Below are 21,697 nucleotides of genomic sequence, written 5' to 3'. Positions count from 1 at the left end.
AGCGAGAACATCCCGCCCGCCCCCGGCACCACATCGATCACCAGCCGCGTGTGCTGCCAGTACTCGAACTGCGCCCGCGTCATGTAGAACTGCGCGCCGCCGATCTCGCCCAGGCAGACATCGGCCTGCCCCACCAGCAGTTCGCCGGCGGGGTAGCACATCGGCGCGCTGCCGTCGCAGCAGCCGCCGGACTGGTGGAACATCAGCGGGCCATGCCGCGCGGCCAGCTCCGCGATCAGCGCGAGCGCGGCCGGGGTTGCCACCACGCGTGCGACCGGCGCGGTGGCGGGAGCGGACGTCGGGCCCGCCATAGTCAGAAGAACCCGAGCGCGTTGGGGCTGTAGCTCACCAGCAGGTTCTTGGTCTGCTGGTAGTGGTCGAGCATCATGCGATGGTTCTCGCGGCCGATGCCGGACTGCTTGTAGCCCCCGAATGCCGCATGCGCGGGGTAGGCGTGGTAGCAGTTGGTCCACACGCGCCCCGCCTGGATGCCGCGGCCCATGCGGAATGCGCGCGCGCCGTCACGTGTCCAGACACCCGCACCGAGCCCGTAGAGCGTGTCGTTGGCGATGGCCAGCGCTTCTTCCTCATCCTTGAAGGTGGTCACCGAGACCACCGGCCCGAAGATCTCTTCCTGGAAGATGCGCATCTTGTTGTGGCCGGCGAACACGGTCGGCTTGACGTAGTAGCCGCCCGCGAGGTCGCCGTCCAGCACATTGCGCTCGCCGCCGGTGAGGCACTGCGCGCCTTCCTTGCGGCCCAGGTCGATGTACGACAGGATCTTCTCCAGCTGTTCGGCGGACGCCTGCGCGCCGATCATGGTGCCGGTGTCGAGCGGATGGCCCTGGCGGATCGCGGCCACGCGCTTGAGCGCGCGCTCCATGAAGCGGTCGTAGATCGATTCCTGGATCAGCGCGCGCGACGGGCAGGTGCAGACCTCGCCCTGGTTCAGCGCGAACATGGCAAAGCCTTCCAGCGCCTTGTCGAAGAAGGCGTCGTCCGCGGCCAGCACATCCTCGAAGAAAATGTTGGGCGACTTGCCCCCCAGCTCCAGCGTCACCGGGATCAGGTTCTGCGACGCGTACTGCATGATCAGCCGGCCGGTGGTGGTCTCGCCGGTGAAGGCGACCTTGCTGATGCGCGGGCTCGATGCCAGCGGCTTGCCGGCTTCCAGGCCGAAGCCGTTGATCACGTTGACCACGCCCGGCGGCAGCAGGTCGCCGATCACTTCCATCAGCACCAGGATCGAGGCCGGCGTCTGCTCCGCGGGCTTGAGCACCACGCAGTTGCCGGCGGCCAGCGCCGGCGCCAGCTTCCAGGTGGCCATCAGCAGCGGGAAGTTCCACGGGATGATCTGGCCGACCACGCCCAGCGGCTCATGGAAATGGTAGGCAATGGTGTCGGCGTCGATCTCGGAGATGCCGCCTTCCTGCGCACGGATGCAGCCGGCGAAGTAGCGGAAGTGGTCGACCGCCAGCGGCAGGTCGGCGGCGGTGGTTTCACGCACCGGCTTGCCGTTGTCGATGCTCTCGGCCACGGCCAGCAGCTTCAGGTTGGCCTCGATGCGGTCGGCGATGCGGTTCAGGATATTGGCGCGCTCGGTGGTCGAGGTGCGAGCCCACGCGGCCTTGGCGGCGTGCGCGGCGTCCAGCGCGGCGTCGACATCCTGCTGGCCGGAGCGCGGCACGCGCGTGAACGGCTTGCCGGTGATCGGCGTGGTCGATTCGAAGTACTCGCAGCCGGCGGGCGGCACCCAGGCGCCGCCGATGTAGTTCTCGTACTGCTGCTTGTAGGGGTTGCTGACGCCCAGCTGGGCGATTTCCGCCATGTTCATGTCTCGCTCCGTTCAGAGATTTCTGTGGTGTCGTCACGGCATTCCGGCCGTGCGCACGGCAGGCAGATCGCAAGAGCTGTGCCGGGGCGTGAATCGAACGAAAAAACGGGGAAAAGCGGGGGGCGCGTGCGCGTGGCACGGGTGGGAGATGTCACGCGCCGGCACGGCTGTGCCAGCGCGTGACACCGGGTGTTCCAGAATGGAACACCCGGGGCAGGGCTTACCCCTGCCGCTGGCGCCGGCTGTCGGGCACGAAGTGCCGGAGCGAACCGTCGCCATAGGCGCGCTGCACTTCGGATATCACCACGTGATAGCCGTCATACCACTTGCGGTACTGGCGCTTGGCGTCCAGGTGCCGCGGGTGGGTGGCGAAGGCCTGCAGGGAGTCCTTGTCGCGCCAGTAGTAGCTGGCGTTGGACAACTGGCCATCTGGCGAGCGCCAGGACTCGGCACCGACAAAGCCGGGTATGCCGGCGGCGATCTCGTCGATCAGGGCGCTAAGGCGGTGGAACTCGTCATCGGCCTGGCCGGGCCGGTAAATAAAGGCTGCGATATACATCAGGGGCTCTGCGTGGGAAACGGGTTCAGGCCGGGCGTGAGGTCAGCACCAGCCGCAGCGCCAGCAGCACCAGCACGGCTGCCAGGCCGCGCGACTGCAGTGTTGCCGCCTTGGGATGGCGTGACAGGAAGCGGCGCACGGTGCCGCCAGCCGCGCCGAGCAATGCGTGAAACACGGTGGCGATCACCGTCAGGACCAGGCCAAGCACGAGCAGCTGCCGGGCCACGCCGCCCTTGCCGGGATCCACGAACTGCGGCAGGAAGACCATGAAGAACAGCAGCGCCTTGGGATTGAGCAGGCTGTTGAGCATGGCGCGCACGAACACCGAGCGCAACGACGCCTGCGTCACCACTGCCTCTTTCAGCGCAAGCGGCTGCCGCAGCGCCTTGACCGCCATCCACAGCAGATAGGCCGCGCCGGCATAGCGGATCAGGTCGAACGCCGGCGCCCACGCCATCACCAGGGCGGTGATGCCGGTGGCTGTCAGGACCGTGAGGATCAGGTCGGCCACGGCAATCCCCAGTGCCGTCGCAACGCCGCCCCGAGGGCCATAGGTGATGCCATGTGCCATCACGAAGGCCATGTTCGGGCCGGGTGACAGGAGCAGCAGCATCACTGCCGCGGCGAAGACCGACAGGGTGGTCAGGGCAATCATGTGCAGGAAATGGTTAGCGTTGACTAGGCATGCAGGCTATTCTTCTAGCCTGATACACGCAAAGCATTGTTCTAGATACAAAGCATGGCCCACGCGCGCTACAAAACCATTGTTGACGAGATTGCCGCGCGCATTCATCGCGGCGAACTGCCTCCGGGCACGCAACTGCCGACGGTGCGTGCGCTGATGAAGCAGTACGGCGTGGCGCTGGCGACCGCGGCACGCGTCTACGTCGAGCTGGAGGCCGTCGGCCTGGTGGTCGGCGAGACCGGCCGGGGCACGTTCGTGCGCGATACCTCGCTGCCGCGTGGCCTGGGGCTGGAGCAGCATCCGGTGCGCGCCGGCGCGGTGGACCTGACTTTCAACTATCCGTCGCTGCCCGGGCAGGTTGAACTGTTGCGCGATGGCTTGCGCAGCATCGCGGCTTCGGGCGACCTTGACGCGTTGCTGCATTCCGCGCCGCAGGGCGGGCGCCCGCACGAACGGCAGGCCGTCGCCCGGCACCTGCGCAACCGCGGCATCCGGGTGCCGGGCAGCCAGGTGCTGATCGTCAACGGCGCGCAGCAGGGCCTGGCGGTGACGGTGATGGGGCTGCTCAATCCCGGCGACGTCTTGGCGGTTGACGCGCTGACGTACCCGGGCATGAAGGCGCTGGCGCAGTTGTATCGGCTCGACCTGGAGCCGTTGCCGGTGACCGCCGCGGGCCTGGACCTGGATCGCCTTGGCGCGCTCTGCAAGCGGCGTCCGGTGCGGGCGGTCTACACCATGCCGACCATGCACAATCCGCTGGGCTATGTCATGAGCGAGGCGGACCGCGGTCGCCTTGCGGCCCTGGCGCAACGGCATGATCTGCTGATCATTGAAGATGGCGCCTACGCCTTCCTTGCCGAACCGGCGCCGAAACCGGTGTTCACCTTCGCGCCAGAGCGGACCGTCTACGTCTCGGGCCTGTCGAAGAGCGTGGCATCGGGACTGAGGATGGGGTTTGTCGCGGCGCCCGCGCCGCTGGTGCCGGCCCTGGAACGCGCCATTCGCGTGTCAACCTGGAACACGCCGTCGCTGACCGTGGCGCTCGGCTGCCTCTGGATCGAAGCCGGCATCGTCGATGACCTGGAAGATCGCAAGCGCAAGGATGCCCGGCGCAGGCAGAGCCTGGCGCGGCGCATCCTGCGCGGCTGCCGCGTCACGGCGCACCCGTCTTCATACTACCTGTGGCTCGAACTCGAGGAGGACCTGCGCGCCGACCAGGTCGTGGCCGCCCTGGAGCACGAGGGTGTGCTGGTGACGACGGCCGAGCCGTTCGCGGTCGGCGCGAGCGTGCCGCATGCGCTGCGGCTGGCGCTCGGGTCGATTTCCATGGATGCGCTGGAGCAGGCGTTGCGCAAGGTCCGGCGGGCGGTGGCCGGCTGAAGCTGCGGCAAAGGCTGCCGCGTCAGCGGAACACCAGGGTCCTGCCGCCGTTGCGCAGGACCCGATGTTCCGCATGCCATTTCACCGCACGCGCCAGCGCCACGCATTCCACGTCGCGTCCGATGGCGGTCAGCTGTGCGGCGTCCATGGCATGGTCCACGCGCGCGACTTCCTGTTCGATGATGGGGCCTTCGTCGAGGTCGCCGGTCACGTAGTGCGCTGTGGCGCCGATCAGCTTGACGCCGCGCTCATAGGCTTGCGCGTACGGGCGCGCGCCCTTGAAGCTGGGCAGGAAGGAATGATGGATGTTGATGGCGCGGCCCTCCAGGCGGCGGCACAGGTCGTCGGACAAGACCTGCATGTAACGGGCCAGGACGACCAGGTCGATGCTGTAGTCGCAGACCAGGTCCCACAGCCGCGCTTCTTGCGCGGCCTTGCCTTGCGGCGTGGCATTGAGCAGGGGCAGGTGATGGAACGGGATGTCGTAGCTCGCCGCAAGCTGGTAGAAGTCCTTGTGGTTGGAGACGATGGCCGGAATCTCGATGGGCAGCTGGCCGGTGCGGTAGCGGAACAGCAGGTCGTTCAGGCAGTGGCCGATCCTTGACACCATCAGCATCACGCGCGGCTTGCGCGCGGCGTCGTGGAGGGACCAGTCCATCTCATGCGCGGCCGCCACGCCTGCCAGCGTGCTGCGCAGGGCAGCGAGCGCATCGCCGGCATCCTGGCCTTCGGGCAGCGGCCGCTGGAAGTGCACGCGCATGAAAAACCGTGCGCTGTCGCGATCGCCGAACTGCGCGGAATCGACGATATTGGCGCCGGCTTCCACCAGCAGCGCCGAAACGGCATGGACAATGCCGGGACGGTCGGGGCACGACAGCGTCAGGATGTAGCTGGCGGTTTCGGTCTGGATCACTGGCATGGGCACTCCGGTATCCGCTTGCATCGAGGTTCAGGCCTTGGTCCGCTCGCTGGCCGGATCGTACGGCGCGCGCAGGTGGATGCGCGCGGGCAGCAGTTCCCCGGCCAGGTCTACGTGATACTTGCCGCCCTCGATCCATGCCGCGTCGGCCGGACCATCGGCGCGTGCCAGCAAGCCCATGCCCACTGGACAGCCAAGGGTGTGGCCGAACGCGGCCGACGTGACGAAGCCGGCCGGGCGCACGGTGCCGTCCGGGGCGGTGCGCAGGATCGCCTCGCCGCCCCAGAGCATGGCCTTGCTGGCGCCGTCCAGCGTGACCACGGCAACGCGCCGCCGCACCTGCGCGGCACCGCCGGCAGCGCGCAGCTTGAGCAGCGCTTCGCGCCCGCGGAACGGGATGTCCGTGTTCAGCTTGCAGGCAAACGACAGCCCGGCCTCGAACGGATGGATGTCGGTGGTCAGTTCGCGGCTCCAGGCGCGGTAGCCCTTCTCTATACGCAGCGATTCGATGGCGTAGTAGCCGGCGTTGACCAGTCCGAAGCGTTTCCCGGCCTCGTGCAAAGTGTCATGGACGCCCACGGCGAATTCCACCGGGACATACAGCTCCCAGCCCAGTTCGCCCACATAGGTCAGGCGTGTGGCGCGCACCGTGGCATAGCCGAGATCGATCTCTTTCGAGGTGCCGAACGGGAACGCCTGATTGGAAAAATCGGTGCGCGACACGCTCTGCAGCAGCTCGCGCGAGCGCGGGCCCATCACCGCCAGCACGGCGTACTGCCCGGTGACATCGACAATCGCGCAGCGCTTGTCGGCCGGAATCAGGCGCTCGATATAGTTGAAGTCGCGCGTGGTCTGCGCCGAGCCGGTCACCAGCAGGTACTGGTCGTGCGCCAGCCGCGTCACGGTCAGGTCGGATTCATAGGTGCCGCGATCGTTGAGCATGGCGGTGTACACGGTCTGCCCCGGCGGCACGGCCACGTCGTTGCTCATCACGTATTGCAGCACGGCCTCGGCATCGGCACCCTTGACGATGTACTTGGAGAACGAACTCATGTCGAACAGCGCCACCGCCTCGCGGCAGGCGCGGTGTTCCGCGCCGCTCCACGGCAGCCAGTTCTGTTGCCCGAACGAGTAGCGGATCTCGGGCGATTGTCCGGCAGGCGCGAAGAAGTTTGGCCGCTCCCAGCCCATCTTGCTGCCGAAATTGGCGCCGGCAGCGTGCAGGTGGGCATAGAGCGGCGAGCGCCGGAACGGCCGCGCCGTATCCAGTTCCCGGTTGGGCCAGGGCATCGCGTAGTGCAGGCCCAGCGTTTCCCTGACGCGGTCGTGCAGCCAGCTTTGGTTGCCGTTGAAGCCGGCAAAGCGGCGGATATCGACCGGCCACAGGTCCATGGTCGGCTCGCCCGCGACGATCCATTCCGACAGTGCCATGCCGGCGCCGCCGGCAGACGCGATCCCCATTGAGTTGAAGCCCGCGCCCACGTAGAAATTGCGCAGCTCGGGCGCTTCGCCGAGGATGAAGTTGTTGTCCGGCGTGAAGGACTCGGGCCCATTGTAGAACTGCTTGACCTGCGCCGACTCCAGTGCCGGAACGCGGATCAGCGCGTTCTCCATCAGGATCTCGAACTGATCCCAGTCATCAGGCAGCAACTGGAACTCGAACGGCTCAGGAATGCCCTGCATGCCCCACGGCTTGGCATTGGGCTCGAAGCCGCCCATCACCAGCCCGCCCACTTCTTCCTTGAAGTAGATGAAGCCGTCCGGGTCGCGCATCACCGGCAGGTCAGGATGCACGCCGGCAATGCGCTCGGTGACGATGTAATAGTGCTCGGCCGAGTGCAGCGGCACGGTCACGCCGCACATCTGCCCGACCTGGCGCGCCCACTGGCCGGCGCAGTTGACGACGATCTCCGCCTCGATGCGGCCTTCGTCGCCGGCCTTGTTGCGCCAGCTCACGCCGGTGGCGCGGCCATCGCGGGTATGGATCGCGGTGATCTTCGTATCCTGCGCGATGACCGCACCGCGGCTGCGCGCGCCGCGCGCCAGCGCCTGGGTCAGGTCAGTCGGGTTGGCCTTGCCGTCGCCCGGCAGCCAGACCGCCCCAAGCAGGTCGTCAGTGCGCATCACCGGCCATAGTTCGCCGGCCTGGGCGGGCGAGATCACCTCGCAATCCACGCCATAGGCCCGCGCCACCGCCGCGGTGCGGCGCAGTTGCGTCATGCGTTCCGCGGTGCGCGCGACCGACAGCGAGCCGCATTGCTTCCAGCCGGTGCCGAGGCCCGTTTCCGCTTCCAGTTCGCTGTACAGCTGGGTGGAGTAGCGGATCAGTTTCGTCATGCTTTCCTGCGAGCGCAGTTGCCCGACCAGCCCGGCCGCGTGCCAGGTGGTGCCGCAGGACAGTTGTCCCTGTTCCAGCAGGACCACATCCTTCCAGCCGAGCTTGGTCAGGTGATAGGCGACGCTGCAACCGATGATGCCGCCGCCGATGATGACGACGCAGGAGTGGGATGGGATGACAGGGGACATGGCGGGAAAACCTCGGCAGGAAAGGGTTTGGCGTTGCCTGCCATGTTATGCAAAAAAATGCCAACAAACAACACAAAATGCAACATGCGTCGACGGATCAGCGCGCCAGTTGCAGTGTCAGGATCCCCGCCAGGACCAGCGCGGTCGCAATCAGCCGCCGCCGGTCGAAGGGCTCGCGCAGCAGGAAGTGGCCCAGCAGCGCGGCAAAGATCACGCTCGATTCACGCAGCGCCGCCAGCTTGGTCACGGGCGCCATGGTCATCGCCCACAGCATCAGCGCATACGAGCCCACCCGGTTGATGCCGCCGATCCACGCGCGCTTCCATTCCGTGCGCATCAGCGTGACCAGCGCGTTGCCGCGCCGGCTGAAGGCGTAGGTCGGCATGAAGATGTGCGACATCGCGTGCAGCCAGACGATGTAGGTGAAGACCTCGCCGTAGCGCTTGACCGCGGTGCCGTCGATCACGGTGCCGGCCGCCAGGCAGGCCCCGGCCAGCAGCGCAAAGCCGAGCAGGTCGGGCGATTGCCGGCGCCAGCGCACCAGGCTGACCAGCCCGCAGCAGATCAGCGCGATGCCGGCATAGCCGCCTGGCCCCAGCCGTTCGCTGCCGGCCAGCAGCAGCAGGATCGCCACCATCATCGGCGCCGAGCCGCGCATCAGCGGATAGGCCTGGCTGAAGTCACCACGGTTGTAGGCAGCCACCAGCGACAGCTTGTAGCCGACTTCCAGCGCCACTGTGGCCAGCAGGAAGGGCCACACCTGCGGCGCGGGCAGGGGCACCAGGAACAGGAAGGGCAAGGCCACCAGCAGGCAGAAGGTGTCGATCAGAGCCATCGACGACAAGCGGTCGCCGCCGATCTTGACGATGGCGTTCCACGACGCGTGCATCAGCGCGGACAGCATCACGGCGGCAAAGGCGAGGCCGTGAAAGTCTGGGGGGAGGGGCATGAAGGGTTGAGTTTGCGAACCGATGGTTTGCTCCCCTCTCCCGCTCGCGGGAGAGGGGAGCCTGCTGCTAGGCGAGTGAGGTGAAGATGCTCAAGGGGTCAAGCCGCTTCTGCCAGCGGCGCCTGCATCTTGATCCCCATCTCGCGCAGCACCTCGCCAATCGCCGTCACCACATTGCGCATCTCGTTGTCGTCGATCGCACCAATGCACCCGACGCGGAAGGTCTCCATCTGCGTCAGCTTGCCCGGATACAGGATGTAGCCGCGCTCGCGCACCCTGGCGTAGAAGGTCTTGAAGTCATAGCGCGCGTCGGCCGGCGCATGGAAGGTGACGATGATCGGCGCCTGCACCGCCGCCGGCAGGAAGGCGCGGAAGCCGAGTGCGGCCATGCCCTGCACCAGCGTGTCGCAGTTCCTGCGGTAGCGCGCGCCGCGCACCGGCTGGCCGCCTTCTTCCAGGAACTGGTCGAGCGCGGTGCGGAACGCCGCCACCACGTGCGTGGGCGGCGTGAAGCGCCACTGCGTGGTCTTCTGCATGTAGACGTACTGGTCGTACAGGTCCAGCGCCAGCGAGTGGCTGTTGCCCTGGCTGGCTTCCAGCACGTCTTTCTTCACCAGCACGAAGCCCATGCCCGGCACGCCCTCGATGCACTTGCCGGTGGCGGCCACCAGCGCGTCGAACGGCATGGTGCGGGCGTCGATCTCGATCGCGCCGAACGAGCTCATCGCGTCGACGATCAGCCCCTTGCCCAGCCGCTGGCACAGCGCGGCGATTTCCTGCAGCGGGTTGAGCACGCCGGCGCCGGTCTCGCAGTGCACCTGCGCCACGTGCGTGATCGACGGGTCGCGCCGGATGGCCTCTTCTATCAGCGCGGCGGTGGCGGGCTGGTCTTCGGGGATCGGCAGTTCCACGCTGGCGCGGCCAAGCACCTTGCAGATCTTGAGGATGCGCTGGCAATAGGCGCCGTTCTGCGGCACCAGCACCTTGCCGTCGCGCGGCACCACGTTGGCGATGGCGGCCTCCACCGAGAACGTGCCGCTGCCCTGCATCGGCACGCACACATGGGTGCCTTCGCCGTGGACGATGCGCACCAGGTCGTCGCACAGGCTGCGCGTGATGGCGTTGAAGGCGGCGTCCCACGAGCCCCAGTCGCGCAGCATGGCCTGCTTGGTGGCGAGCGAGGTGGTCAGGGGACCGGGGGTCAGAAGGATCGGGTCGTTGCCGCGAATCATGATGAGCTCCTGATTGGGAAGGAGTGGAAACAGGGGAAAGGTCAGTCGTTGCCCTGGCGCCAGGCCTGGGTCTTGCAATCGAGCACGCGTTGCAGCAGGTAATAGAGCAGGCAGGCGAAGGCCGAGGTCAGCACCACCAGCGTCGCCATTGCCGCCGCGGGGCCGATGTCGCCGGATTCATCCAGGTTGACGATCTCGACCGAGGCCAGCTTGGTGTCGGCGCCGTACAGGAACACCACTGCGGAGACCGTAGTCATCGCATTGATGAACAGGTAGCGCGAGATCTCCAGGATGGCCGGCAGGCAGGCCGGCACCGTGACCTTGAAGAAGGTCTTGTAGAACGGCACCTTGAGCGAGGCGGACACGGCCTCGAACTCGCTGTCGAGCTGCTTGAGCGCGGTGACCGCCGTCAGGTGGCAGGACGCGTAATAGTGGACGATGGTCACCAGCACCAGGATCCCCAGCGTCTGGTACAGCCCGTGCATCGGGTTGGCCTGCGGCACGAAGAAGAAGATGTAGCCCAGGCCCAGCACCAGCCCGGGCACGCCCATCGGCAGCACCGCCATCAGCCGCACGAAGCTGCGCAGCCAGTCCATGCCGCGGGTCTTCTCCAGCAGGTAGGCGGTGGCGAAGATGAACACCGGCCCGATCACCGCGGCCAGTCCCGCCATGCGCAGGCTGTTCAGGTAGGAATCGACCACGCCGCCCTCGACCAGCCCCACCCGGTAGTGGTTCAGCGACAGCGAGAAGTTGTACGGCCACAGCTTGACGAAGGACGCGTAGATCGCCATGCCCATCACCGCCAGCATCAACGCCGCCATCAGCCAGCAGAGCATCGCCATGGCCAGGTCGAAGCGGCGGCTGCGGCGCGGCACGTAGGGCACCGAGCGTGCCGACATCAGCGCCATCTGGCGGCGCTGCACGCGCGCATCGACACAGTAGGTGACGGCCACCGGCACCAGCAGCATCAGCGACACCACCGCGCCCTGCGAGAAGTCCTGCATGCCGATCACCAGCTTGTAGATGTCGGTGGCCAGCATATGGAAATTGCCGCCGATCACCTTGGGGATGCCGAAGTCCGAGATCGCATAGGTGAACACCACCATGGCCGCGCTGACCAGGCCGTAGCGCGCGCCCGGCACGGTGATGGTGAAGAACTTGCGCACGGTCGAGGTGCCCAGCGCATCGGCCGCCTCGTACAGCCGCGCGTCGGTCAGCGACAGCGCGGTGATCAGGATCATCAGCGCATGCGGGAAGGTGGCGAACACCAGCGAGGCCACGATGCCCAGCGGCCCGTAGATCTGGGTGCTGCCCATCCACGGCTTGAACAGCCCCTGGTTGCCGAACCAGAAGATGAAGGAGATCGCCGCCAGCAGCGATGGCGCCAGCAGCGGGATCAGCGCCAGGTTGCGCAGCAGGCCCTTGCAGGCGATGCGGCTGCGCGTCAGCGCATAGGCAAAGCTGAATGCCAGCGGCAGGGTGATGCAGGTGGCCAGGGCAGAGACCCACAGGCTGTTCCACACCGAGCGCAGCAGCGCGGGCGACTCGAAATACGCGCGGAAGTGCGCGATGCCGGCCAGGCTGCCGTCGCGGTTCTGCACGCTCTTGGCCAGGATCATCACGATCGGCGCCAGCACGAAGCAGGCGAGCGCCAGCGCGGCCAGCGCCAGCAGCACGTGGGCGAGGCGGTCGGTCCAGTGCGCGCGCACGGCGGTTGCGACCACGGCCGGCGGGGCGGGTTGCGCGCCAGGGTTGGCAGGCCCGGCCGGCCCGCTGGTGGCGGGAGCGGGGATGGTATCGGTGGCCGGCATGGTGGCAGACGTATTGGCCGGCGCCGCAGTGAGGCTCATGCGCATGCGTGGCGGAAAATGCGGATACGGTCAGCGGGAATGGCCAGGCGCAGCAGGTCGCCGGTGTTCGGGCGCAGCTCGTGCAGGTCATTGAGGGAGAGGTCCGCGTACAGGGCGCCGGACGCTGCGTCAGGCAGGCGCAGCGTCAGCCGCGAGAACGCGCCGAGGAACTCGATCTTGTCCACGGTGGCCTCCAGCACGTTGGGGCCATGCTGTTCGATTCCGCGCACGCATACGTCTTCGGGGCGGAAGAACACCTGCACGTCCTCGTCGGCGCAACAGCCCGGGGGCGCGGCGCAGCGCATGCGCACGCCGCCCAGGTGCAGCTCGCCGTCGCCGCAGACGCGCGCGCCCAGCATATTGGTCTTGCCGACGAAGTCCGCGGCGAACGGCGTGGCCGGGCGCTGGTAGATCTGCGCCGGCGTGCCCACCTGCTCGATCGCGCCCTGGTTCATCACCACGATGCGGTCGGCCATCGACAATGCCTCTTCCTGGTCGTGCGTGACCAGGATGGTGGTGATGTTCAGCCGTTGCTGCAGCGCGCGGATCTCGCTGCGCAGCCGCACCCGCACACGGGCATCGAGCGCGGACAGCGGCTCATCCAGCAACAGCAGGCCGGGCGAGGTGGCCAGCGCGCGCGCAATCGCCACGCGCTGCTGCTGTCCGCCGGACAGCTGCGCCGGGTACTGGTTGCCGCGCTCGGGCAGCCCCACCAGCGTCAGCAGCTCATCCACGCGGGCGCGGCGCTGGTCACGCGGCATGCGGCGGTTGACCAGGCCGTAGGCCACGTTGTCCGCCACCGTCAGGTTGGGGAACAGCGCGTAGGACTGGAACACGATGCCGTAGTCGCGCTCCATCGGCGGCAGCGTGGAGATGTCGCGCCCGCCCTGGCGGATGGTGCCGGCGCTCTGCGATTCCAGTCCGGCGATGATGCGCAGCAGCGTGGTCTTGCCGCAGCCCGACGGGCCCAGGAAGCACAGCAGCTCGCCCTGGCGCACGTCCAGGTCGATATTGTGGAGTGCGACGAAGGCGCCGCTGCTGCCGCCGAAGCGCTTGTGGATGCCTTTCAGGCTGAGGTAGGTCTCGGCCGTGGATGGGGAGGTCTGCATGGCGTGGGGCCCGGTGGGTTCTGTTGGGGGACCCGGCGTCCTCTGCCCCAGGGGGCGAGGGCGCCGGTACAGGACGGCGCTCAGGCGCTCAGGGCTGCTTCTCCGACTTGCTGGCATAGCGCTTCTGCCACTCGGCCAGCACGCGCTCACGGTTCTTGGCGATATGGCTGAAATCGTTCTTGACCAGCATCTGCTCGTAGTTGGCCGGGATGGTCTCGATCTTCCTCGCCACGCCCGGATAGGCGACGATGGCCCAGTCCTTGGCAAACAGCTGGTTGGCCTCCTTGCTGGCCAGCCAGTCCATGTAGCGCTGCGCGGCCTCCATTTTCTTGGTGCCCTTGACGATGCCGGCAGCCTCGATGTCGTAGCCCAGGCCTTCCTTGGGGAAGATCATCTCGATCGGCGCGCCCGAGGCCAGCGTCTTGTGCGCGCGCAGCTCGAACGAGATGCCGATCGGGAACTCACCAGAGCCGGCCTGCTTGCATGGCTTGGAGCCCGAATGGGTGTACTGGGCGATGTTCTCGTGCAGTGCATCCATGTACTTCCAGCCATCCTGTTCGCCATAGAGCTGCAGCCAGGCGGTCACGTCCAGGAAGCCGGTGCCGGAAGAGGCCGGGTTGGGCATCACGATGGTGCCCTTGTAGACGGGCTTGGCCAGGTCCTTCCAGGTCTCGGGGCGCGGCAGGTTGCGCTTCTTGGCTTCGATGGTGTTGAAGCAGATGGTGGCGCCCCAGACGTCCAGCCCCACCCAGGACGGCGGCGTGGCCTTGTCGCTGTAGTCGCGCGTCAGTTTCTCGAAGCCCTTGGGCGAGTAGGGCGCCAGCATCCCTTCCTGCTTGAGCAGTTCCAGGCTCGACGCAGCCAGCCCGGCGATCACGTCGGCCTGCGGGTTGCCTTTTTCGGCGAGCGCCTTGGCGGTGATGACGCCGGTGGAGTCGCGCACGTACTTCAGTTCGATATCGGGCGCCACCTTGGCAAAGCCCTCGGCGTACGGCTTGAGGGTCTCGATCTCCCACGCCGTGTAGACGGTGAGGGTGGTCTTCTGGGCCAGCGCCGTGCCGGAGGCGGCTAGCGCAAGCAGGGCGGCGGCGGTGCGCAGGGTGGAAGTGAAGGACGGTTGCATGGGACTCCTTCTGGCATTGTAGGTGGAGATATGTGTCAATTTGGTGAATATGTTGCATTGCCATAGGGCGTGCTGCACAACATTGAATCACCGTGAAACCCTTGTGCTACAACACTTGCAAGACATATGCCTGGGTTTTCGCGCTCCGTGCGTCACCATCCGCGCCACATCGATGTCTTGATTGTTGACAATATACAAACCGCTTGCTTTAATGGCAATAAGGATTTTCGATATTGCGCAATCCCTCACAAACGGGAGTTTTCATGTCACGCCAAGCACCGCTGGCGAGCGAAATCACCATCCTGCAGAGCCAGTCCCTGGCCACCCTGGTGCAGCGCGAACTGGAACTGCGGATCATGTCGGGCGACCTGCCCCCCGGCGCCAAGCTCAATGAGATCGAGGTGGCAGGGCAGCTCAATGTGTCGCGCGGACCGGTGCGGGAAGCCTTCCGGGCGCTGGAGCAGGCCGGCCTGCTGCGCACCGAGAAGAACCGCGGCGTGTTCGTGCGCGCCATCTCGGTGGAAGAAGCCGATGAGATCTATGAGCTGCGCGCCGTGCTGGATGAGTTCATCGGCCGCCAGCTGGCCGCCCGCATCACGCCCGAGGGCCTGCGCGAACTGCGCGCGCTGGTGGAATCGCTGGGCGTCGCCAGCCAGGCGCGCGATGTCGATGAATACACGCGGCTGAACCTGGAGTTCCACGACCGCATGGTCGAACTGGCCGGCAACCGCAAGCTGCTGGATACCTACCGGCGCCTGGTCAAGGAACTGACGCTGTTCCGGCGCGAAGCGCTGTCCGGCAGCCACGCCGCCATGCCCGACTCCACCCGCGAGCACCGCGCCATCGTCTCGGCGATTGCCGCGCGCGACGGCGAACTGGCCGCGCGCCTGATGCGCGAGCACGTGGAGCGTGGCCGCGCCCGCATGCATGCCGCGGTGGACCCGGCCAGCGCCGACAAGGGCGCCGCTGCCTGAATCCGACCGTATCCATGGAAAGTACCGACCCCGATCGCGCCCAAGCACAGGAACCCCAACATGCCTGACACCAATGCCCGCACCATTACCGTCAACCAGCGCACCTACCGCTGGATGCAGCAGCCCGTCGTGGTGGTCTGCGTCGACGGCTGCGAGTTCGACTACCTGGAAGCCGCCGCCGCCAGCGGCCGCGCGCCCTACCTGAAGCGACTGCTGGAAGCCGGCTCCGCCTTCCGCGGCGCCTGCGTGGTGCCCACCTTCACCAACCCCAACAACCTGTCCATCGTCTGCGGCGCGCCGCCGGCGGTGCACGGCATCTGCGGCAACTACTTCTTTGACCGCAGCGCCAACGGCGGGCGCGGCGAGGAAGTGATGATGAACGACCCCAAGTACCTGCGCGCCGGCACCATCCTGGCCGCGTTTGCCGATGCCGGGGCCAGCGTCGCCGTGGTGACCGCCAAGGACAAGCTGCGCCGCCTGCTGGGCCACGGCATGCAGGGCATCTGCTTCTCGTCGGAGAAGGCCGACCAGGCCACGGTGGAAGAGAACGGCATCGACGGCGTGGTCGAACTGGTCGGCATGCCGGTTCCAGACGTGTACAGCGCGGAGTTGTCGGAGTTCGTCTTCGCCGCCGGCGTGCGCCTGATGGAAACGCGCCGCCCGGACCTGATGTACCTGTCCACCACCGACTATATCCAGCACAAGTTCGCACCCGGCTCGGACGGCGCCAACGCTTTTTACGCCATGATGGACAAGTACCTGGCGCGGCTGGACGAACTGGGCTGCGTGGTCGCGCTGACCGCCGACCACGGCATGAACGCCAAGCACGACGACGCCACCAAGGCGCCCAATGTGATCTACCTGCAGGACCATCTGGACGCATGGCTGGGCCGCGGCGTGGAAGACGGCGGCGCGCGCGTGATCCTGCCGATCACCGATCCCTACGTGGTCCACCACGGTGCGCTCGGGTCCTACGCCACCATCTATCTGCCCGACGATGCGGACCCGGCCGCGATCAAGGCCCGGCTGTCCGACCTGCAGGGCGTGGAAAGCGTGCTGACCAACGCCGAGGCCTGCGCGCGCTTCGAACTGCCGCCCGACCGCGTCGGCGACCTGGTGGTGACCAGCGACAAGCATGTGGTGCTTGGCACCAGCCACAGCTGCCACGACCTGTCCGGGCTGGACGCGCCGCTGCGCTCGCACGGCGGCGTGTCGGAGCAGACCGTGCCGCTGGTATTCAACCGTGCCACGGCCGGCATCCCCGGCAAGGCCCTGCTGCGCAACTTCGACATCTTCGATGTCGCGCTGAACCATCTGCACTGAGTGCACTGAGCCGTACCGAACTGTATTGACCGGAGGAGACTTTTGACATCCTCCCCTCCCTAAAGGGAGGAGATTCCCTCTGCAGGCGATCGATGTCCCGATCGGGCAAGGATATTTAGCGCAGCGTTCACATCGCGATCATGTACAGCACCGCACTCACTGCATACCCACTGCCTTATTCCGAGGTCTGCGATACCTTTCGGCCTCTCCGGCGGCATCGCGTCGCACGAAGAGCAGACCTGGGTGGTGAAACGTTCGTCGACTTCCTCGTACCACGCGCCATGCGCAATCGCCTTGTACGTGAGCATTGTGCGGAAGGACGACCAGCCCGCATCGAGGACGGACTTCGCCATGCTGGTTCTGGCGAGCCCGGCGGCATTCACATTACCCACCGCGATGTAGTCGAAGTCCCGCACGATGCGATGCGAGAGCTTGTGCAGAAAGTCACGCCGCGCATTTTTGATGCGGGCGTGAAGGTTCGTTGCCTGTCGCCGCTTGCGCGCTCGCTGCGCTTTGGCCAGCGCTTGCTCGAGTCGGCCAAGGTGGCGCGGATTCTCGACCTTCTCGCCGGTGGACAGCGTGGCAATGTCCTTCAAGCCCAGATCGATGCCGACGCCGCGCTCCGGGCAGCGGGCCGGGGTGTCGGCAACTTCAATCACGATGTTCAGGAACCAGTTGCCTCGCGCATCGCGGGAGAAATTGGTGCCGTCCTTGATCTTGCCTTCGGGAAGAGACCTGCAGTTGAACACGCGAAACGTGTTGCCGGCAAAGCGGAATGCGTCGCCCGAGCGCTTGAGATCCCGGCCTTTGAGCGGCACCCAGCCGAGGGACCTGCGGCCGCGATAGCGCAGGTACGGCCGGCGGTGCTGGCTACGCGACTTGGCGTACTGCTCGCAAACCGCGTTGACGGTGCCGGAATGGATACGGAGTTCCTTGCTGCTGCCGGTGGTCAGCACGTTCAGATCAAAACCCGTGGGCCATTTCTTGCCCCATTTCAACGCGTGCTTCTGCGTGTCATTGCAGAAGTTCCAGACGTAGTTCACCGCGCGGCTCTGCTGATTGAGCAGGCCGTTCAGCGACTTCACCCGGTAGCGATAGACGAGAAGCATGCCGGTCATTCTAATTTGGGATTGCTTGCTGCCGGCAGCACTCCTTTCACTCCCCGTCCTGAAGGGCGGGGTTTCTCGGAGCAAGTCTGATGAACGCCCCCCAATTCCCCGCTGGTGCCGTCAACCCCCATTTCCGCGCCGAGGCCCTGCGCATCGACGGCCAGAAGATCGTGCGCGAGCGCATGATCGAAGTGCGCAACCCGTATGACGGCACTCTGGTCGGCACCGTGCCCAAGGCCACGCTTGACGATGTGCGCCGTGCCTTCGAAGTGGGCCAGGCCTACCGCTCCACGCTGACGCGCTATGAGCGCGCCGCCATCCTGAACCGCGCCGCCGCGCTGCTGCGCGAGCGCACTGAAGAAGCGTCGGACCTGATCACGCTGGAATCCGGCCTGTCCAAGAAGGATTCGCTGTATGAGATCGGCCGCGTCGCCGACGTGCTTGGCTTTGCCGCCACCGAGGCGCTGCGCGACGATGGCCAGCTGTTCTCGTGCGACCTGACCCCGCACGGCAAGAAGCGCCGCGTGATGACCCAGCGCGAGCCGCTGCTGGGCGTGATCTGCGCCATCACGCCGTTCAACCACCCGATGAACCAGGTGGCGCACAAGGTGGCGCCGTCGATCGCCACCAACAACCGCATGGTGCTCAAGCCGTCCGAGAAGGTGCCGTTGTCGGCGTTCTACCTGGCCGACCTGCTGTATGAAGCCGGCCTGCCGCCGCAGATGCTGCAGGTGATCACCGGCGACCCGCGCGAGATCGCCGACGAGCTGATCACGCACCCCGCCGTGGACCTGGTGACCTTTACCGGCGGCGTGGCGATCGGCAAGTACATTGCCAGCAAGGCCGGCTACAAGCGCGTGGTGCTGGAACTGGGCGGCAACGACCCGCTGATCGTGCTGGACGATGCCGACCTGGACCGTGCTTCGGACCTGGCGGTGCAGGGCTCCTACAAGAACTCGGGCCAGCGCTGCACCGCGGTCAAGCGCATGCTGGTGCATGAGGCCGTCGCCGCGCGCTTTACCGAACTGGTGGTCGAGAAGACGCGCGCTTGGAAATACGGCGACCCGATGGATCGCGGCGTGGACATGGGCACGGTGATCGACGAGCAGGCCGCGATGCTGTTCGAGGCGCGCGTCAATGAAGCGGTAGCGCACGGCGCGCGCTTGCTGGTGGGCAACCACCGCAACGGCGCCAGCTATTCGCCGACCGTGATCGACCGCGTGGACCCGTCGATGACGGTGGTGCGCGAGGAGACGTTCGGGCCGGTGTCGCCGATCATTACCTTCCGCGATGTCGATGACGCCATCCGGATTTCCAACGGGACCGCGTTCGGGCTGTCTTCCGGCGTGTGCACCAACAATATCGAGGCCTTCACCAAAATCGCCAACTCGCTGCATGTGGGCACGGTCAATCTTTGGGAAGTGCCGGGCTACCGCATCGAACTGACGCCGTTTGGGGGCATCAAGGATTCGGGGCTGGGCTATAAGGAAGGCGTGCAGGAGGCGGCCAAGAGCTTTACCAACCTGAAGACGGTGACGTTGCCGTGGGCGTGAAGCACCGGGGGAAATGAATCTGTCGCTGGTTTGTCCCCTCTCCCGCAAGCGGGAGAGGGGCATGGTCCTTGGCACACCGCAGCACCCGCTGCGCTAGAATCAGCCCCCAGTCCCTGACGCTTCCGGAGTCACCGTGCTCGCCGAACAACGGCAGAAATACATCCTCGACCAGCTCTCCGCCACCGGCGCGCTGGCTATCAGCGAACTGGTGACCGAGCTCGACGTCTCGCGCGAGACCGTCCGGCGCGACCTCAACGCGCTGGCCGCCCGTGGCCTGCTGGTGCTGACCCACGGCGGCGCGCTGGCTTCTGACCGCACCGAGCCCGATACCCAGACCCGCGCCGCGGTCAATGCCGAAGGCAAGCGCGCGATCGGCGTGCGCGCCGCCGAGCTGGTGCGCGACGGCGCCTCGCTGATCCTGGACTACGGCACCACCACCCACGCGGTGGCGCAGGCGCTGCATGGCCACCACAACCTGCTGGTCTACACCAACGACCTTGCCATCGCCCAGCTGCTGGGCCGGCGCAACGGCAACCGGGTGATCGTGCTGGGCGGGGAGCTGCAGGACAACGAAGACGCCACGCACGGCTGGGACACCATCGAACAGCTGTCGCGCTACCACACCGACTTTGCCTTTGTCGGCATCGGCGGCGTCACGCCGCGCGGCGAGATCTGCGACTTCTCCCGCGCCGCGGCGGAACTGCGCAGCCGCATGCTGCTGGCCGCCGACGTGGCCTGCGTGGTGGCTGACCATACCAAGTTCGGCCGCAATACCGGCGTGACCATCAAGCATTTCGACCTGGCTGCCTGGCTGATTACGGACATGGCGCCGGAGCCGGAACTGGCCGCGGCGCTCAAGGAGCGGGGCGCCAAGCTGCTCATCGCCTGAAGGCCCAGAGCGTCCGCCCCAGTCGGATTCCCAAAGGCGGCGCTGTCCGCTGATCGCACGGAAATCCCCGCCTGATGCACTAAAATGCGGCTTTCACGCCGCTGTCACAGGTGTTTTGACTGTCGTGTGCCCCACGCTGGTGCTAAAGTGCTGCATTGTCCGACAGGCACGGCCCCGCCGTGAATGTGCGGACAACCGGAGGCCACCCACCTTCCATCGGCGCAACGCCAGACGGCACCACAGACCGGCACCAAGCCGGCAAGGCTGCCGGATCCAGCCACTCCAGCACAGCAAGAGACATCCGTGAATTCTCCCTCCCTTGACGCATTCCTGGCGGGGGTTGCCCGCCGCGACCCCAATCAACCTGAATTCCTCCAGGCCGTGAAGGAAGTGATGATGACGCTCTGGCCCTTTGTCGAGCGCAATCCGCGCTACGCCGACCAGGCCCTGCTCGAGCGGCTGGTGGAGCCCGAGCGCGTGATCCAGTTCCGCGTGGCCTGGACCGACGACCAGAACCGGGTGCAGGTCAACCGCGCCTTCCGCGTGCAGCACAGCTCGGCCATCGGCCCGTTCAAGGGCGGCATGCGCTTCCACCCGACTGTGAACCTGTCGGTGCTGAAGTTCCTGGGCTTCGAGCAGACCTTCAAGAACGCGCTGACCACGCTGCCCATGGGCGGCGGCAAGGGCGGCTCGGACTTTGATCCCAAGGGCAAGTCCGATGGCGAAGTGATGCGTTTCTGCCAGGCGCTGGTGACCGAGCTGTTCCGCCACCTGGGCCCGGATACCGACATCCCGGCCGGCGACATCGGCGTGGGCGCACGTGAAGTCGGCTTTATGGCCGGCATGATGAAGAAGCTTTCCAACCAGTCCGCCTGCGTCTTCACCGGCAAGGGCCTGGCCTACGGCGGCAGCCTGATGCGCCCGGAAGCGACCGGCTACGGCACGGTCTACTTTGCGCAGGAGATGCTGCACCGGCGCGGGCGCGCTTTCGACGGCCTGCGCGTGCTGATCTCGGGCTCGGGCAACGTGGCCCAGTACGCGGCCGAGAAGGCGATCGAGCTGGGCGCCACGGTGCTGACGCTGTCCGATTCAGGCGGCGTGCTGCACTACCCGCAGGGCATGACTACCGAGCAGCTGGCCGAAGTGATGGCCTTCAAGAATGAAGAGCGCGGCCGCCTGTCTGACTTTGCCGCCCGCCACGGCATGGCGTTCGAAGCCGGCCGCACCCCGTGGCACGTGCCCGCCGACGTGGCGCTGCCGTGCGCCACCCAGAACGAGCTGGACGGCAACGACGCCGAGACCCTGCTCGGCAATGGCGTGATCTGCGTGGCCGAAGGCGCCAACATGCCGTCGACGCTGGAAGCCGTGGACCGCTTTGTCGATGCGAAGATCCTCTACGCCCCGGGCAAGGCCAGCAATGCCGGCGGCGTTGCCACTTCCGGCCTGGAAATGTCGCAGAACGCCATGCGCCTGTCCTGGCACCATGCCGAGGTCGACGAGAAGCTGCACGCGATCATGAAGGACATCCACCAGAACTGCATCCACCACGGGCAGAAGGCGGATGGCTATATCAACTACGTGGAAGGCGCGAACATCGCCGGCTTCGTCAAGGTGGCCGACGCCATGCTGGCGCAAGGCGTGATCTGACCTGAAGTTCCGGCCGGCGCAATGCCGGCCGTTTCC

General features: G+C 66.5%; 18 protein-coding genes. 6 read left to right on the top strand and 12 right to left on the bottom strand.

What is annotated here, in order from left to right; genetic code table 11:
• From AC3WRR_RS34530 to AC3WRR_RS34515, 4 genes are all read right to left on the bottom strand, one after another.
• Window positions 1–311: DUF779 domain-containing protein (locus AC3WRR_RS34530; RefSeq protein WP_492299439.1), on the bottom strand; the 311-nt coding region annotated here is incomplete at its 3' end.
• Between the two features lie 2 nt (window positions 312–313).
• A complete protein-coding gene (gene adh, locus AC3WRR_RS34525) occupies window positions 314–1,834 on the bottom strand; it encodes an aldehyde dehydrogenase (RefSeq protein ID WP_492299437.1) in 1,521 nt (506 codons plus the stop codon).
• Window positions 1,835–2,054: 220 nt separating this feature from the next.
• A complete protein-coding gene (locus AC3WRR_RS34520; RefSeq protein ID WP_010812799.1) occupies window positions 2,055–2,393 on the bottom strand; it encodes an antibiotic biosynthesis monooxygenase family protein in 339 nt (112 codons plus the stop codon).
• Between the two features lie 25 nt (window positions 2,394–2,418).
• Window positions 2,419–3,048, bottom strand: coding sequence for a LysE family translocator (locus AC3WRR_RS34515; RefSeq protein WP_010812800.1), 630 nt, complete (start codon window positions 3,046–3,048; stop codon window positions 2,419–2,421).
• A gap of 84 nt (window positions 3,049–3,132) precedes the next feature.
• On the opposite strand from AC3WRR_RS34515, the gene AC3WRR_RS34510 reads away from it, so the two are divergent.
• Window positions 3,133–4,458 carry an aminotransferase-like domain-containing protein gene (locus tag AC3WRR_RS34510; protein ID WP_492292290.1) on the top strand — a complete coding sequence of 442 codons (1,326 nt, stop codon included), beginning with the start codon at window positions 3,133–3,135 and terminating at the stop codon, window positions 4,456–4,458.
• Between the two features lie 22 nt (window positions 4,459–4,480).
• Here the strand turns inward: AC3WRR_RS34510 and purU are convergent, their stop codons facing one another.
• From purU to AC3WRR_RS34475, 7 genes are all read right to left on the bottom strand, one after another.
• Window positions 4,481–5,377, bottom strand: coding sequence for a formyltetrahydrofolate deformylase (gene purU, locus AC3WRR_RS34505; RefSeq protein ID WP_041688172.1), 897 nt, complete (start codon window positions 5,375–5,377; stop codon window positions 4,481–4,483).
• A gap of 30 nt (window positions 5,378–5,407) precedes the next feature.
• Entirely contained in the window at window positions 5,408–7,903 is a 2,496-nt protein-coding gene (locus AC3WRR_RS34500; RefSeq protein WP_492299434.1) for a GcvT family protein, read from the bottom strand.
• 97 nt (window positions 7,904–8,000) lie between these two features.
• Window positions 8,001–8,852, bottom strand: a complete 852-nt coding sequence (locus tag AC3WRR_RS34495) for an EamA family transporter (RefSeq protein WP_492299432.1) — start codon at window positions 8,850–8,852, stop codon at window positions 8,001–8,003.
• 98 nt (window positions 8,853–8,950) lie between these two features.
• Window positions 8,951–10,084: a 2-aminoethylphosphonate--pyruvate transaminase gene (locus AC3WRR_RS34490; protein WP_439669253.1), complete on the bottom strand. Its 1,134-nt coding sequence runs from the start codon at window positions 10,082–10,084 to the stop codon at window positions 8,951–8,953.
• Window positions 10,085–10,125: 41 nt separating this feature from the next.
• Window positions 10,126–11,940 carry a putative 2-aminoethylphosphonate ABC transporter permease subunit gene (locus tag AC3WRR_RS34485; RefSeq protein ID WP_058696530.1) on the bottom strand — a complete coding sequence of 605 codons (1,815 nt, stop codon included), beginning with the start codon at window positions 11,938–11,940 and terminating at the stop codon, window positions 10,126–10,128.
• Window positions 11,931–13,043, bottom strand: a complete 1,113-nt coding sequence (locus AC3WRR_RS34480) for a putative 2-aminoethylphosphonate ABC transporter ATP-binding protein (protein WP_010812807.1) — start codon at window positions 13,041–13,043, stop codon at window positions 11,931–11,933. Before AC3WRR_RS34480 ends, AC3WRR_RS34485 begins: the two co-directional genes overlap by 10 nt.
• Window positions 13,044–13,131: 88 nt before the next feature.
• Window positions 13,132–14,166, bottom strand: a complete 1,035-nt coding sequence (locus AC3WRR_RS34475; RefSeq protein ID WP_010812808.1) for a putative 2-aminoethylphosphonate ABC transporter substrate-binding protein — start codon at window positions 14,164–14,166, stop codon at window positions 13,132–13,134.
• Between the two features lie 263 nt (window positions 14,167–14,429).
• Here AC3WRR_RS34475 and AC3WRR_RS34470 point away from each other — a divergent pair, with 263 nt between their 5' ends.
• Window positions 14,430–15,140 carry a phosphonate utilization associated transcriptional regulator gene (locus AC3WRR_RS34470; RefSeq protein ID WP_010812809.1) on the top strand — a complete coding sequence of 237 codons (711 nt, stop codon included), beginning with the start codon at window positions 14,430–14,432 and terminating at the stop codon, window positions 15,138–15,140.
• Between the two features lie 60 nt (window positions 15,141–15,200).
• Complete coding sequence (gene phnA / locus AC3WRR_RS34465; RefSeq protein ID WP_492299430.1) at window positions 15,201–16,463, top strand: phosphonoacetate hydrolase; 1,263 nt, start codon at window positions 15,201–15,203, stop codon at window positions 16,461–16,463.
• Window positions 16,464–16,522: 59 nt separating this feature from the next.
• Here phnA and AC3WRR_RS34460 read toward each other — a convergent pair whose 3' ends face one another.
• On the bottom strand, window positions 16,523–17,572 hold the full coding sequence (locus AC3WRR_RS34460) for an RNA-guided endonuclease InsQ/TnpB family protein (RefSeq protein ID WP_492299441.1): 1,050 nt from the start codon (window positions 17,570–17,572) through the stop codon (window positions 16,523–16,525).
• An 89-nt stretch (window positions 17,573–17,661) separates the two neighbouring features.
• Between AC3WRR_RS34460 and phnY the strand changes: the two genes are divergently transcribed.
• From phnY to gdhA, 3 genes are all read left to right on the top strand, one after another.
• The gene (phnY, locus tag AC3WRR_RS34455; RefSeq protein WP_492299428.1) at window positions 17,662–19,125 is read left to right on the top strand and encodes a phosphonoacetaldehyde dehydrogenase; all 1,464 of its coding nucleotides are present in this window, start codon (window positions 17,662–17,664) and stop codon (window positions 19,123–19,125) included.
• 133 nt (window positions 19,126–19,258) lie between these two features.
• On the top strand, window positions 19,259–20,014 hold the full coding sequence (locus tag AC3WRR_RS34450) for a DeoR/GlpR family DNA-binding transcription regulator (RefSeq protein ID WP_010812812.1): 756 nt from the start codon (window positions 19,259–19,261) through the stop codon (window positions 20,012–20,014).
• 303 nt (window positions 20,015–20,317) lie between these two features.
• Window positions 20,318–21,661, top strand: coding sequence for an NADP-specific glutamate dehydrogenase (gdhA, locus tag AC3WRR_RS34445; RefSeq protein ID WP_010812813.1), 1,344 nt, complete (start codon window positions 20,318–20,320; stop codon window positions 21,659–21,661).
• Window positions 21,662–21,697: the final 36 nt, after the last annotated feature.

This window comes from Cupriavidus sp. FW305-3-2-15-C-LB2 (genome assembly GCF_058787575.1).
Note: the sequence above shows the minus strand (reverse complement) of the source record. Positions and strands in the feature narration are given on the sequence as shown.